The sequence below is a fragment of the Streptomyces sp. NPDC006283 genome (assembly GCF_040613325.1).
Taxonomy (GTDB): Bacteria; Actinomycetota; Actinomycetes; order Streptomycetales; family Streptomycetaceae; genus Streptomyces.
This window is the reverse complement of sequence record NZ_JBEXRZ010000194.1, coordinates 1-13923: the sequence shown is the minus strand read 5'-3', so window position 1 is coordinate 13923 and position 13923 is coordinate 1. Positions and strand designations below refer to the sequence as shown.

Below are 13923 nucleotides of genomic sequence, written 5' to 3'. Positions count from 1 at the left end.
CACGCCGCGGCCGCGGCCGTGCACGCCGGCCGGCAAACCCTGCTCGACGCCGGACGCCGCACCCCGGTACGCCGGGAGCTCGAACGCCTGCTGGTGCACGCGGAGGCGGCCCTCGCCGTCACCACACTCGCGAGCCGGGCGGACACGGACCGCCCCAGGCAGCTGCGCGTCTGGGCCGCCCAGGCCCGCGCCCGCGGACCCGTCCCCACCGCGCCACCCGCCCCGGGGGAGGTGGGCGACCTGGTCGGGATCGAGGCCGAGTGGTCGGTGCGGCGGGAACGCCGCCGCGCGGCACGGCGGACGCTGGTACGCGGCCTGGCGCCGGGATCGCCGCACATGCCCATCGCGGTCCGCACCCTCGTCGGCTGCGCGCTCGCCGGCTACGCCGCCGTCGCACTGGGCGTCGACCGGCCGTACTGGGCCCTCGTCACCGCGTCGTCGGTCTTCCAGATCAACGTCACCCTCAGCTGGTACCGAACCCTGCAGCGCACCCTGGGCAATCTGCTCGGCGTTCTGGCCTTCGCCGCCGTCGTCCCGCTGATCAGGACCGGAGCGGTCGCCCTGGTGCTCTGCCTGATGTTCTTCAGCTTCGCGGCCGAGGCCCTGATCACCCGCAACTACTGGCTCGGCTCGGTCGCCGTCACCCCCATGGCACTGCTGCTCGTCGAGTCGAACGGCACGCATCCCGCGGGCACCCTCATCGGCGACCGGGTTCTGGACACCCTGGTCGGGGTCGTCATGGGGCTGCTCGCGGCCGTCGCCGTCACCAACCGCAGGGCGGCGGGCCGCGTGGAGAAGGCCCTCGCCGCCACCGAGAGGGCCCGCGCCGATGCCGAGCGCACGCTCGCCGACCCGGCCGCCGCCCCCGACGCCGGCCGTCGGCTGGCCGCCGAACTCGTCGAACTGCGCGAGTCCCTGGACGCCGCCGCCGGCGAATGGTGGCAGCGCGACCTCCCCGAAGAGCAGGTCCTCGCGGCCGAGCAGGCGGCACACCGTACGCTCGCGGCAACAGCAGCGCGGCGCAGCCTGCCCGGACCGAGGCCGGCTCCCGCCCCGACGAGCGGAGTGGTGTGACAGACGACGTCGTCGCCTCGGTGGTGCGGCAGTGGCAGGCGGTCGCCCCCGGCCTGGACACCGCGCCCATGGAACTCATCGGTCGCATCAACCGCTGCGCGGCTCTGCTCCAACAGGCGGAAGACGCGCCGCTGCGCTCTGCGGGGCTGACCCGGGCCGAGTTCGACCTGCTCGGGGCCGTCCGCCGCAGCGCCCGGGAACTCACGCCCGGGGAACTCGCCCGAGAAACGTTCTCCTCCGGGGCGGCCGTCACCAAACGGCTGCGCGCCCTTCACGAACGGGGGCTCCTCACCCGGCGCAGCGACGACCGGGACCGCCACGTCGCCCACGTGCGGCTCACCGACGACGGCCGGGAACTCGTCGACCGACTGCTGCCCGAGCAGCTCGCCTATGAAAGCTCCGTCCTCGCAGGGCTCGACGAGGAGACCCGCACCCGCCTCGGCGCACACCTCGCCGAACTGCTGGTACAGCTCGAGGGCCGCCTCGGCCCCCACCGGCGCTGACCCGGGGCGAGGGCGTCCGCCCCACGTCCCAGGTGCATCCCCACGGACCTCGCGTCGGTGGCGCGGGGACCGCTGACCGAGCCCGGACACCGGTGTCGCGCCTCTGCGTTGACCGGTGTCCGGAACGCGTGACGCCCCCGCTCTCGGTCCCGACGACCGCGGCCATCCGGGCATGAGCGCGCTCGCGACCGACCTCGGCGCACGCCACCGCACGGCCGGCCACGCCACCGGCTGTTGTTCACGGCCGCGGACCGGGTGACTGAACAATCCGTGGCGCGCTGAACTGGTCCTACGGTGCCGGCGTCGGCCCGCGAAGAAAGGGTCGCAGCACGGAGAGGGGTTGTCGGATGTTCAAGAGGACAAGCGTGGCCGTGGTGGCGGCCGGGCTGGTACTGGCCGTCGGCGGCTGTGGGGGCGCGGGCGGGGCGGACGAGAAGGCCGACGTGTCGGGCAAGGGGTCGGCCGAGCCGACGCCGGCACGGACGCCGTCCGAGGAACTGGTGACGTGGGTCGGCGGGATGTGCGCGGCGACGCGCGCGCTCGAGGACCTCCGGACGGACAGCGCGGCGGATCTGAAGGAGATCCGGAACCCGGACGAGGTCGGTCCGTCCGCCCAGCTCCTCGCTGTCGGCTACATCGCCCGGACACCGCCGGCGGTGGACGACGTGGAAAGCGACCTGAAGGAGCTCGACCCGTCGGGCGTCCCCGCGGCCGACCGGCTGCGGGATGCCCTGCTGAAGAAGGTGAAGGGCGTCGCGGCCGAACTCGACGGGGTGTCCCCGACCGCGGCCATGGACGACGCCGAGGGCAGTGCCGCGGAGGTCGACAGGCTCGTCCGGTCCCTCACCCCGCCCGACCCGGACCTGTCGGCGCTGACGACGAAGGATCCGCAGCTCGCGGCCGCGCACCAGCGCGCCGAGCAGTGCGCGCCGGGCTGGACGCCGGACGAGGAGACGGCCTCCCCCGCGCCCGACCCCACCGGCCCGCTGCCCAAGGCGGCGGACGGCAAGAACTTCGCCGCGTGCTCGGACGGCGAGTGCGAGGTCCTGGTGACCTCCACGGCGGACATCACGGCGAACGACGTGAACGTGCATGTCTCCGTGGGCGACGACTTCGTCACCTTCCGGACGGCGGGCACCCTGATGCAGCTCGGTGGCGCGGGCGGTGAGGCCGGGTTCGGCGACGACCTGAAGGCGACCGTCGTCGCGCACAACAAGGACGGCGCCGTGCTGAAGTTCACCACCCCCTGAGCCGGCGTGAAGCCCCCTCCTAACGCTCCTCGCACATGTCCTGGTACCCGAGCTGCGGCAGGTGCTCCTCCCATTCGGCGCGGGTGAGGACGCCACCGGTACGGTCGCAGACGTGGGCCGCCGCACGGTCCGCGTCCAGGGTCCACACCCGGGCCGTCAGGTCGTAGCCGACGGAGGCGAGGGTGTCGCCGTCCGGGCTGAACGCCACGGAGGTGACGGTGTCGAGATGGCCGGTGAGTTCCTGGCCGTAGGGCTCGGCACGGGCCGGGTCGGTCACGGCCCACAGGCGGACCGTGTGGTCGCCGCTGCCGGTCGCCAGTGTCCTGCCGTCCGGGGCGAAGGCCAGCGCCCTGACCGCCCCGCGGTGCTCGGCCAGCTTCTTCCCCAACGGACGTACGTCGTCCGCTCGTTGCACGTCCCACAGCCGGACCGTACGGTCGTCGCTGCCTGTCGCCAGTGTCTTCCCGTCCGGGGCGAAGGCCACCGCGTTGACCGCCTGTTCGTGCCTGGTGAGGGCAACGCCCGCGGGCCGTGCCCGCGCCCCGTCGCCCACGTGCCACAGCCGCGCCGTGCTGTCCTCACTGCCGGTGGCCAGCGTGCGGCCGTCCCGTGCGAAGGCCACGGAGGTGACGGCGTCCCCGTGGCCGCGCAGCGGTTCACCGAGCGGCCGTACGCGGTCCGGTCGCCGTACGTCCCACAGCCGCGCCGTGTCGTCCTCGCCGCCGGTGGCCAGCGTGCGGCCGTCCTGCGAGAACGCGACCGTGAGGACGCCGTCGTCGTGCGCGCGCAGCGGTTCGCCCAGCGGGGCGGGACGTTCGGGCGTGGAGAGGTCCCACAGGCGTACGGTTCCGTCCTTCGAACCGCCGGCCAGCGTCCGGCCGTCCGGGGCGAACGCGACGGCCGCCACCGCTTCCTCGTGGCCGAGCGTCCGCGGGATCCGGCGCGGGTGGTCCGGGCGGCGTACGTCCCACAGCCGGATCAGCCCGTCATCGGTGCTGGCCACCGCAAGCAGGCGGCCGTCGGGGCTGAAGGCGACCGCGGTGAGCGGGTTGGTGAAGTCGGTGAGGACGGTCGGCGGCCGGTGCCACAGGAGGACGCTGCCGTCGGCGCCGGCGCTGGTGAGGGTGCGGCCGTCGGGGCTGAAGGCCACCTCCCACACGGCCTCCGTATGGCCGGTCAGCGGCTCACCGAGCTGCTTCGGGTAGGCGGGGTTGGCCACGTTCCACAGGAGGGGCCGGTCGTCCTCGCCGGCGGTCGCCAAGGTATCGCCGTCGGGACTGAACGCCACCGACATGACGGGGGCGGTGTGCCCGGTGAGCGGTTCGCCCAGCGGCTGCACGCGGCCCGGGTCTGACGCGTCCCACAGCCGTACGGTCTCGTCGAAGCCGGCCGTGGCCAGCGTCTTGCCGTCCGGGGAGAAGGCCAGCGTCCAGACGGGAGCGGTGTGTTCACGCAGCGGCTTGCCGAGCGGTGCGATCCCGGTCCCGGCCTTCTCGCCGTACCGCCACATCCGCACGGTGCCGTCGTAGCCGGCCGTGGCCAGAGTCTCCCCGTCCGGAGCGAACGTGACGGCGCGGACACTGCGCGCGTCGGCCGCGGCGGGCGCGCCGATCGGCGCGGGCCGGGCCGGGTCGATCACGTCCCACAGCCGTACGGTGCCGTCGTCGCCGGCAGTGGCGAGCGTCCGGCCGTCGGGGGCGAACGCGGCGGTGACGACGTTCTTCTCGTCGTGGCTCACGAGCGGCCGGCCGAGGGCGCGAGGAGGCAACCGGTCGCGCACGTCCCACAGTTGGATGCCGCCGCCTTTCCCCGTGGCCACCAGCAGGTCGCCGTCCGACGGGGCGAAGGCGACCGCGCCCACCGGTCCCGTACGCAGGCGCAACGGTTCGCCCAGCGGTCTGCCCGTGTCCGTGTCCCACAGCCGGACCGAGCCGTCGTGGCCGCCGCTCGCGAGGGTGCGGCCGTCGGGCGCGTACGCCACGGAGCTGGCGATACCGTCGTGGCCCTGCAGCCGGCCGGCCAGCGTCCGCCCCGCATCCGAGGCCAGCCGGGTCCGCAGGTCCGGGGTGGAGCGCATGCGGTACGCGGCCACGTCGAGCCGGGCGGCCACCCCGGCCCGGGTGTCGCGGATTCGGTCGGCCTCGGCAGTGAGCCGGCCGAAGACGGCGTCGTCCCGTTCGGCCTGCGCAGTGACACGGGCCTGGAGGGCGACGACCGCGGTGCCGGTGGCGAGGAGACTGAGCGCGGCGAGTACGGCCAGGACCGTACGCCGCAGTAGCGCGGCGTGGTGTCGACGCCGGAGCGAGGTGGTGAGGAACTGCCGCTCCAGTGGGGTGAGTTCGTTGCCGCGTCGGTCCTTCGGAGTCGCACGACGCGACCTCGCGGTGTCCCCACGGGCGGCGTCCTGCGGGAAGGCGTCGCGGGCGGCGTCCAGACGTGAGCCGGCGTAGAGCGCGGCGTTCTCCCTGCCGAGTTCCTGCCAGGTGCGGGCCGCCTCGGTGAGCGAGCGGTGGACGCGAAGCCTGTCGCGTTCGGCGTCCATCCATCGGCGCAGTCGGGGCCAGGCAGTGATGAGGGCTTCGTGGGCGAGGTCGACCGTGCCGTCGTCGAAGGTGATGAGGCGGGCGCGGACCAGGCGTTCCAGGACGACTCGGGTGTCGGCGGGGCCACCGAAGTCGAGCTCCGCATGCTCGGTGGGGCGACGCGTGTCGGGTGTGCCGTCACCGGGGGCGACGAGGCGGAGCAGGATACGGCGGGCCAGCTCCCCCTGAGGCGCGGTGAGTTCGCGGTACACCTGCTCGGCCGTACGGACGACGGCGCCGTGCAGCCCGCCGGCCGCCTCGTACGCGGTCACGGTCAGGACGCGGCCGCTGCGGTGGCGCCAGGTCTCCAGCAGGGCGTGCGACATCATCGGCAGTCCGCCCGGTGCGCCCTCGACCTCGTCCAGGAGGCGGTCGGTGAGGGCGCGTTCGACGATCAGGCCGTCCGTGGCAGCCGGGCGGACGACGGCCTCTCTCAGCTCCGCGCGGCTCATCGGCCCGGCGAGCAGCGTGGCGTCCTGCAACGCTGCGGTGAGGCCTGGGTGTTCGGCGCAGCGGCCGAGGAAGTCCGCCCTCACCGCGACCACCACGCGCAGACGGCTGTCGGCGTCGGTGGCGGCGACGAGGCGGTCGATGAAGGTGTCCCGGTCGGCCGGGTCGGCACCGAGGGTGTACAGCTCCTCGAACTGGTCGACGATCAGCCAGGTGTCGGCATCGGTGTCGGGTACGGGTATGAGCCGGTCGGCGTGCGTACGCAGCGGGTCCGCTCCGGGCGTGAGGATCCGTACGGCCGCGGGAGCGGCGTCACGGTCCTCGCCGCCTTCGCAGGCACGCAAGGTCCGCAGCCGGGGGATCAGACCGGCGCGCAGCAGCGAGGACTTGCCGCTGCCGGAGGGGCCGAAGACGGCGGTGAACCGGTGCTTGCGGTTCAGCTCGGTCAGCCGCTCCACGAGCCGGCTCCGACCGAAGAACAGTTCGGCGTCGCCCGGTTCGAACCGGGTGAGGCCGCGGTACGGCGGCCGGGAGGTCTCGTCGTCGGCGGCCTCGGCGGCCGACTCTGCAGACGCCTCACACCAGCGCCGCTCCCACTCGATCACGTCGCCGCCGCATGCCTTCACGTAGGCGAGCGTCACCGCGCGGGTGGGCAGGTGCTTCCCGGCCGCCGCCTGCGACAGGGTGGTCACCCCGTACTGTGCCCGCTGGGCCATCGCCCGGTACGTGGGCTTCCCCGCGGACTCGCGCAGGGCGCGCAGCGCGGCCGCGAACCGCGGCACCGGTCCTGCCTCCGGATCCAGCTCGCCTTCGGTGCGCCCCGGCCCTGGTTGTCCCGACACGTGTCCGCCCCGTCCTCGTCCACCCGGACGCCGCCGGGCCATCACCCAGCGCGTCCACCCGGGCGCCCACGGTAGGTAGTGGCAGGGAGGGGTCGCAATCGAACTTCCGGCGTATCGGCAGGCGGGCCACGGGCGTTCACTCGATCTCCACGCTTCCTCCCGACCGGTTCGTCCGGTGCGTCGTCCGGTCCGAGTTGTTCAGCACCGAAAGAGGACCTGCTGAACAACGGTGTACGGCGGTCGAATACCCGAGGGACATGGCCAGGACGGCCATGGCGCGGTCCGAGCCCGGCGAACGGGGGTGGGCTCGGACCCGCCGCGTGTCCGCAGAGGCGCGACGCACTGAAGGAGAGTCATGGATGGACTACTTCGCGCTCGGCACCCCGCCGTGGGGTCGGGCGCTGCGGCACCGGACCGGGCCCGGGACCACGACCTGCCGGACAACAAAGGTGTGAGGTGATCGCGATGCAGAGCTCCCCGTATCAGCCCGGTCCGTCCCGTCCGCCGGAGACGTCCGAACCGGCCCGCATGCCCGGGGCCCTCGTCTTCGTCCTCGTGGTGGTCGCCGCACACGCGCTGGGAACGGTCTTCGGCGGCTGGGCGGTCCTCGAGGAGAACCAGAGCAAACAGGAGCACGGGCAGGACCTGCTCGTGCCGACGGGCGTGGCCTGGTTCGTGGCGCTGTTCTGCTGGGGGCTGGCGGCGCTCCAGGTCGTCTGCGTCGTACTGGCTCGAAAACGCCGCACCTGGGTCCGTGTGGTCCTCATCGTGTGCCTGGCCTTCGTGGCGTTCTCGACGGTCGTCGGTTTCCTCGGCTCGCTGGCCGCCGGGGCTCCCAGCCTCGCGGTTTTCGTGATCGCCGGCATCGATGTGGCGGCCCTGTGGGTGGTGTGCGGCGAGCGCGGCCGCCACTGGTTCTCCGTACGCAGCCCGGCGCCCACCTCACCGCAGGGGTGATCACCCATGGACCACCCGACGGACGAACACGACGCGTACCGGCCGCCCGACGGGCCGCCGGGGGCTGCCGGGCCGCCCAGGGCACCGGTGCCGTGCGACCCGGTGGCGGCGGCACTCGGCAACGCCTCGCTGCTCGGCATCGGATATCTGCTGCTCGGCCACCGGCGGCTGGCCGCACTCGCCGCGCTCGGCACGGCCGTGCTCCTCGACCTCACCGCCTCGGCCGCCGCGACCTGGTGCGAGCTTCTGCTGCTTCTGTGGTGGGCGGCCGGCATCGCCCACGGCTGGTTCCTGGCACGCCGGCGCGCGGAGCACACCGTACGACGCGGGCAGCGCGCGGGCACGCTCGCCGTCACGGTCACGATGCTGCTGACCGCCGCGCTGCTGCGCGTCGACGCATACGGGATCGAGGACCGCGTGAACGAGGCCCGCGAGCGCGGCGACTGCGAGGCGGCCGTGTCCGCGCAGGACGAGGTGTGGTTCGGACACCGCCTGGCCGGCGCACCGCTGGTCGAACCCGGCGACGCGGTGGTGGAGGCGTGCCACCGGCTGGAGAGGGCCGCGTCCACGCTCGCCGACGCCGGACGGAACGGGAACACCGAAAACCTGGAGCGGGGCTTCGGCATCCTCGCCGGGGTCCTGAAGAAGCCCGGCAACGAGCAGTCCGTCAAGACTGTCCTGGACACCTTCCTCCGCGGGCTGCCCACCAAGGACCCCTGCGACACCGCCGGCATCACCGACTGGCTCCGCAACCGCGAGCCCTCCCGTGACGTGCTGGACCGGTCCGCCGACACCGCGACGCGTACTCAACCCGCCGCGTTGGTGGGATGCGGCGACGACCTGATGGACGAGGACGACTGGCAGCGGGCGCGGGCGCACTACCAGCGCTTCCTCGACGTATACCCGGACGACGCACGCTCGGGCGAGGCACGCGGCGGTGTGGAGAAGGCCACCCGCGCCATCGAACTGAACAAGGTACGCAGCCTGGTGGACGACACGATCGACGCTGAGTCCGGGTACTGCGACACGCCCGCCAAGTACAGCGGCGCCCCGCCGTACCGCAAGGGGGTCAACCGCGTGCTGTTCCTCGGCGACACCGAGTACACCGACCAACTCCCCGGCGACTGGCGCACCGGCGACCCGGCCAAGGCCGCGCTCGTGGTCTGCGCGGACGCGGCGGAGAACGGAGCAGCCGTCGAGACGTGCTACTACGAGAACGACCTGTCCGAGTACCTCCCCCACTCAGTGACCTTCCACAAGGTCAAGATCCCGCTCAAGGTCTACGAACTGCGCACCGGAAAGCGCGTCGACGCGCGCGAGGTGCAGATCAGCGGCAAGAGCTGCCCGAGCGTCCTGTATTACGAGTACTACGGCCCGACCGACCTCGGGCCGGGCGGCGAGGAGTTCGTCTCCACCGCCAAGTCCGACGTGCGGGACGCCTTCCGGCCGGTCGTCACACGGTGACCACGTCCTCTCGCCCCCGGCCCCGGCCCTCGGCCGGGGCCGGTCACGCGCCCGGGGTGATCACGGTGACTCCGGTGCCGGAGGCCGCTCCGAGGGCCGTCAGGGCGTCCGGCACCTCGTCGAGGCCGATCTCCTTCGTGACGAGAAGATCCGGTCGCAGGGCCCCGGTGGCGACCATGGCCATCATCTCGGGGTAGGCGTGCGCCGCCATGCCGTGGCTGCCGAGGATCTCCAGCTCGAGGGCCACGACCCGGTCCATCGGCAGGTGGACGCCCGTCGGCAGGAGGCCGACCTGCACATGCCGGCCCTGCCTGCGCAGGCTCTGCACGGAGTTGACGCAGGTCACCGGCGAGCCCAGGGCGTCCAGAGAGAGGTGGGCGCCGTCACCCGTCGCGTCGCGGATCGCCGCCGGGACCCCGCCTTCCGGGAGCGCGGAGGCGTCCACGCACAGCGCCGCGCCGAGGGTACGGGCCAACTCCAGTGCCTTTGGCGAGACGTCGACGGCGACGACGCCGGCACCGTTCGCGGCGGCGATCATCACGGCGGAGAGGCCCACTCCGCCGCAGCCGTGGACGGCGACCCACTCGCCCGGCCGCACCCGTCCCTGGCCGACGACGGCCCGGAACGCGGTGGCGAAGCGGCAGCCGAGGCTCGCGGCGGTGGAGAACGGCATCGCGTCCGGCAGCGCCACGAGGTTGGTGTCGGCGTGGTGGACGGGAACGTACTCGGCGAAGGAGCCCCAGTGGGTGAAGCCCGGCTGCTCCTGACGTTCGCACACCTGCTGCGCGCCGCGTGCGCACGCGGCGCACCGCCCGCAGGCGCAGATGAACGGCACGGTGACCCGCTCTCCCCCGCGCCAGGTGGTCACGCCCGCGCCCACCGCGTGGACCACCCCGGCGAGTTCGTGGCCGGGCACGTGCGGCGGTTGGATGTCGGCGTCGTGCCCCATCCAGCCGTGCCAGTCGCTGCGGCACAGGCCCGAGGCCTCGACCTTGATGACAACGCCGTCGTGGGACGGTTCCGGTTCCGGAACCTCCCGGACCTCGGGCCGCTTGCCGAACTCGTCGAACACCACCGCACGCATGGCCCGTCTCCCTGTCCTAGGCACCCGCTCTGATCTTGCGGGCCGACATCCAGGCGTACACCAGCACACCCGCGAAGAGGAAGAGCACGCCCTGGTAGACGGCGGCGTAGCCGGAGCCGGCGACCAGCCACATGGAGAAGGCGCAGGCGAGGACCGCGAGGACCGAGTCGCGCACGAGGCGGCGGCGGTTCACCCGGTGCGACTGGCCCGACACCAGGTGGAAGATCTGGGCGGCGCTCGCCAGCAGGTAGGGCACGGTGGCGGTGAAGGTGGTGACGAGAACGAGGATCTCGAAGACGCCCTCGGTGCCCGCGGTGTAGTTGTAGACCGTCAGCAGCGAGGCGAGGACGACGGTGACGAGGACACCGACGGTCGGCACTCCGCGCCGCTTGGTCGCGAAGGCCTTCGGGAACAGCCCGTCCTTGGCCGCGGCGTACGGCGTCTGGGCGCTGAGCAGCGTCCAGCCGTTGAGCGCGCCGACCATGGAGACCAGGGCCGCGCAGGCGACGGCCGTGCCGCCCCAGGTGCCGCCGAACATGGCGTCGACGGCGTCGGTGAACGGAGCGGTGGAGCCCATCAGTTCGTCGTGGGGGACGGTGCCGAAGACCGAAAGGGTGCACAGGAGGTAGACGGCGGCGGCTCCGGCGGTGCCGAGGATGGTGGCCCTGCCGACGTTGCGCGCGGGGTCGCGTACCTCGCCGGCGCTGACGGCCGCGGACTCCACCCCGAGGTAGCTGAAGAGCAGGATCGCCGCCGACGCCGAGACCGCGCCCGCCACCCCGTGGTCACCGGCCTGGAAGGGCCCGAGGTTGTCGGTGTCGAAGAAGAACAGGCCGCCGACGGCGACGAGCATCAGCGGCAGGAACTTCAGGACCGTGGCGACGAGCTGGACGGCTCCGACGTAGCGGGTGCCGGCGAGGTTGGCGAGCGCGGGGAGCCACTGCAGCACGAGCGCGGCAGCGACGGTGGCCGTCAGGGAGTGGTGCACGGGTATCAGTACGTCGAGGTAGCCGACGGCGGCGACGGCGAGCGCCGCGTTGGAGACCCAGGTGGTGATCCAGTACGACCAGGCGGCGAGGAAGCCGGCGAAGTCACCGAACGCCTCGCGGGCGTAGACGTAGGGGCCGCCGGTGTGCGGGTGCTGCTCGGCGAGCCGGCCGAAGACCAGGGCCAGCGCGATCGCGCCGACGGTGAGGACGACGAACGCGACGAGGCTGACGGTGCCGAACGGGGCGACGGAGGCGGGGAGCAGGAAGATGCCGCCGCCGATGATGTTGCCCATGACCAGAGCGGTGGCGATCGGCAGCCCGAACCTGCGGGCATGCCGGCTCTGTACTTCTTGCGTGATCATGGGGGTGCGGCCTCTTCTGTCGTGCACGAGGGTGTCGGGGAACCGGGACATGTTCCGGCACGGAAGAGGCTGTACAAAATCACATCTATTTGTCCTGTGTGGCACCACCATCAACCGGAATTCCTTCTTCCGCTTTGCTCTCCGGCCGGGAAACCTGCACCGGCCGGGAAGCTTGCGCCGGACCGATCGGGACCTGCGGCCCGTCACCCTCCCGCAGCCAGCGCCTGAGCACCTGGTGCACCTGCTCCGCGCCGACCAGCTCGGCACCGGGCCGGGTCGGCGGCGACAACTCGAACGGCGACAGCAGAAAGGCCTGCGACTGCTCGCCGCCAAGGCCCCCGTGCGACCCGATCTGCTCCTCGAAGGCGTGCACCACACCGGTTCTTGGGTCGTACATCGAGTTGACCATGATGTCCGCGACATGCGGGAACGAGTCGGTACGGCGCACGGCGTCGGCCGCGCCCGGGCCGAAGCCGGCCAGCGGACCGTCGTCGTCCTTCAGCGCGTCCACGGGCACCTCGGCTCCTTCGGCGCCGAGCACCACCGAGCCGTGCTCCTCGCTGCGAACCAGCAGGAACCCGATGCCCGGATGATCGGCGAGCGTCGTGAGCAGCGCGGGATGACGGCGGCCGATCTCCTCGCGGCTCATGCGGTACGGCACGTCGGGGAAGGAGATCAGGGCGAGGTTCCCCGAGGCCAGCACGATCGGATCGGACCCCGACGCGGGACGTTCCTCCTCGCCGGACGGCGCCGGCTGCCGGTGCAGCGCGGTCCGCAACGCGTCACGCGCCGCGCCGCGCGCCTCGGCGCCGCTCTTGGATCGCTCCGCCCGCCGCGGCACCGGCAGCCCGCACCCCGCGCGCACCAGGTCCTTCAGGGTCAGCCCGTACGCCCCCTCGAACGTTTCGCCGGGGCTCTGGCCGTGATCGGACAGAAGCACGATCCGATAGGTGCGTGGCGCATGCTCGGCGACCTTGGCGAGCAGCGCGAGGGAGCGGTCCAGCCGCTCGAGCACCGCCTGCGCGTCCGCGCTGTCCGGCCCCGAGTGGTGCGCCACCTCGTCGTAGGCGACCAGGTCGGCGTAGACGGCTCTGCGCCCGGCGAGCATGTCCCCGATCACCGCGGCGACCACCACATCGCGTTCGACGACGGTCGCGAACGCCCGGATGAACGGGTAGAGCCCGCCACGGCCGACGCGCGGGGTGTCCTTGCGGAGCCGGGCACGGATCGACTGCCCGATTTCGCGGCCCACTTCGGCGACGAAGGACACCGCGGTGCGCACCGCGTTCGCGGGGTCGGAGAAGTACGCGAAATAGCCCGCCCGCGAGCGGTTGGCCCTGCCGCGCCTCGCCGCCATGGACAGCACCAGGGCCAGTTGGTCCGCGCCGCCGCTGAAGAGGTTGCCCCGGCTCGCGCCGTCGAGCGTCAGCAACCCGCCGTCGCCGGTGTGCTCGATGGCCCGCCGCTGCAGTTCCACCGCGCTCGCCGGCCGGTTGCTCACCATGATCCGGCGGCTGTCCTTCTCGTACCAGCGGAAGGCCGGAACGTCGTGGTTGGAGCCGTGCAGGATGCCGAGCTGGCTGGCGCCGGTCTGGCTCGACCAGTCGGTGCGCCAGGCGGTCAGCCGGTGTGTGACGCCGGCCCAGCCGGCGACGGTCGGCATCACACCGCTTTCCGCGGCGGTCCGCAGCACCTCGTAGCCGACGCCGTCGAGTTGCAGGAAGAGCGTGCCTGGCGGCCCCGACCTGCCGTCCCGGGATGCCGCACCGCGGCCGCGCCGGTGCGCGAGCCGGTAGAGCCGGCGCCGGTAGGCGTTGTCGTCGCGAACGGCGAGAGCGGTGGAGGTCGCGGAGGCGACCGCGGACATCACGGCGGCGACGACGACCGCGGTCTCGGGGTTGGCCGTGCCACGGTCGTCGGGGATCAGCCACAGGGCGATCAGCAGCAGCGAGCCGTTGAGGAAGAACACCAGCAGGCCGAGCACCAGGGCCGGCACGAGCAGCAGGGCCCGTACGACGACGGGCCACACCAGGCCCGTGAGAAGACCGAACGCACCCGCGCCCCACGCGGCCGTGATCGCGGTCCGCGTGATGCTGTCGCCGTCGCCGGACTGGAGCCGGAAGTCGGGCAGCAGCCCGGCGAGCGCCAGCATCGTCAGGGTCGACACCACCCACACGACGACCACACGGACCAGGGCACTGCCCGCCCTGCGCCACCGCCCTTCGACCACGCTCGTCCACCTCACCCCTGGAGCAGGACTCCAGCGTGGCACAGAACAGGCCACCGCCTTGCCGGGCCGCGGTCCCGGTCCCGGTCCCGGTGCCGCCCCCCCACGGCCCGGCCCCCCCCCCCCCCCCAACACCCCC

General features: G+C 73.1%; 9 protein-coding genes. 5 read left to right on the top strand and 4 right to left on the bottom strand.

What is annotated here, in order from left to right; genetic code table 11:
• From ABZ070_RS28850 to ABZ070_RS28840, 3 genes are all read left to right on the top strand, one after another.
• Window positions 1–1074 (top strand): FUSC family protein (locus ABZ070_RS28850; protein ID WP_356638271.1); only part of this gene is annotated, 1074 nt, incomplete at its 5' end.
• Window positions 1071–1577 (top strand): MarR family transcriptional regulator, encoded by a 507-nt coding sequence (locus tag ABZ070_RS28845; protein WP_356638270.1) that lies wholly within the window; start codon window positions 1071–1073, stop codon window positions 1575–1577. The genes ABZ070_RS28850 and ABZ070_RS28845, both read left to right, overlap by 4 nt.
• Before the next feature lie 347 nt (window positions 1578–1924).
• A complete protein-coding gene (locus ABZ070_RS28840) occupies window positions 1925–2827 on the top strand; it encodes a hypothetical protein (RefSeq protein ID WP_356638269.1) in 903 nt (300 codons plus the stop codon).
• Between the two features lie 19 nt (window positions 2828–2846).
• On the opposite strand, the gene ABZ070_RS28835 is transcribed toward ABZ070_RS28840, so the two are convergent.
• Complete coding sequence (locus tag ABZ070_RS28835) at window positions 2847–6701, bottom strand: WD40 repeat domain-containing protein (protein ID WP_356638268.1); 3855 nt, start codon at window positions 6699–6701, stop codon at window positions 2847–2849.
• A gap of 465 nt (window positions 6702–7166) precedes the next feature.
• Between ABZ070_RS28835 and ABZ070_RS28830 the strand changes: the two genes are divergently transcribed.
• Both ABZ070_RS28830 and ABZ070_RS28825 read left to right on the top strand, forming a co-directional pair.
• Window positions 7167–7658 carry a hypothetical protein gene (locus ABZ070_RS28830; RefSeq protein WP_356638267.1) on the top strand — a complete coding sequence of 164 codons (492 nt, stop codon included), beginning with the start codon at window positions 7167–7169 and terminating at the stop codon, window positions 7656–7658.
• A gap of 6 nt (window positions 7659–7664) precedes the next feature.
• Entirely contained in the window at window positions 7665–9122 is a 1458-nt protein-coding gene (locus tag ABZ070_RS28825; protein WP_356638266.1) for a hypothetical protein, read from the top strand.
• Between the two features lie 43 nt (window positions 9123–9165).
• Here ABZ070_RS28825 and ABZ070_RS28820 read toward each other — a convergent pair whose 3' ends face one another.
• From ABZ070_RS28820 to ABZ070_RS28810, 3 genes are all read right to left on the bottom strand, one after another.
• Entirely contained in the window at window positions 9166–10206 is a 1041-nt protein-coding gene (locus tag ABZ070_RS28820; protein WP_356638265.1) for a zinc-dependent alcohol dehydrogenase family protein, read from the bottom strand.
• Between the two features lie 16 nt (window positions 10207–10222).
• Complete coding sequence (locus ABZ070_RS28815; RefSeq protein WP_356638264.1) at window positions 10223–11557, bottom strand: amino acid permease; 1335 nt, start codon at window positions 11555–11557, stop codon at window positions 10223–10225.
• 85 nt (window positions 11558–11642) lie between these two features.
• Entirely contained in the window at window positions 11643–13787 is a 2145-nt protein-coding gene (locus tag ABZ070_RS28810) for a phage holin family protein (protein WP_356638263.1), read from the bottom strand.
• Window positions 13788–13923: the final 136 nt, after the last annotated feature.

Excerpts from the sequence above, each read along its gene's own strand:
- ABZ070_RS28820 (WP_356638265.1), bottom strand. The coding sequence starts at position 10,206 with ATGCGTGCGGTGGTGTTCGACGAGTTCGGCAAGCGGCCCGAGGTCCGG.
- ABZ070_RS28815 (WP_356638264.1), bottom strand. The coding sequence starts at position 11,557 with ATGATCACGCAAGAAGTACAGAGCCGGCATGCCCGCAGGTTCGGGCTG.
- ABZ070_RS28825 (WP_356638266.1), top strand. The coding sequence starts at position 7,665 with ATGGACCACCCGACGGACGAACACGACGCGTACCGGCCGCCCGACGGG.
- ABZ070_RS28840 (WP_356638269.1), top strand. The coding sequence starts at position 1,925 with ATGTTCAAGAGGACAAGCGTGGCCGTGGTGGCGGCCGGGCTGGTACTG.
- ABZ070_RS28830 (WP_356638267.1), top strand. The coding sequence starts at position 7,167 with ATGCAGAGCTCCCCGTATCAGCCCGGTCCGTCCCGTCCGCCGGAGACG.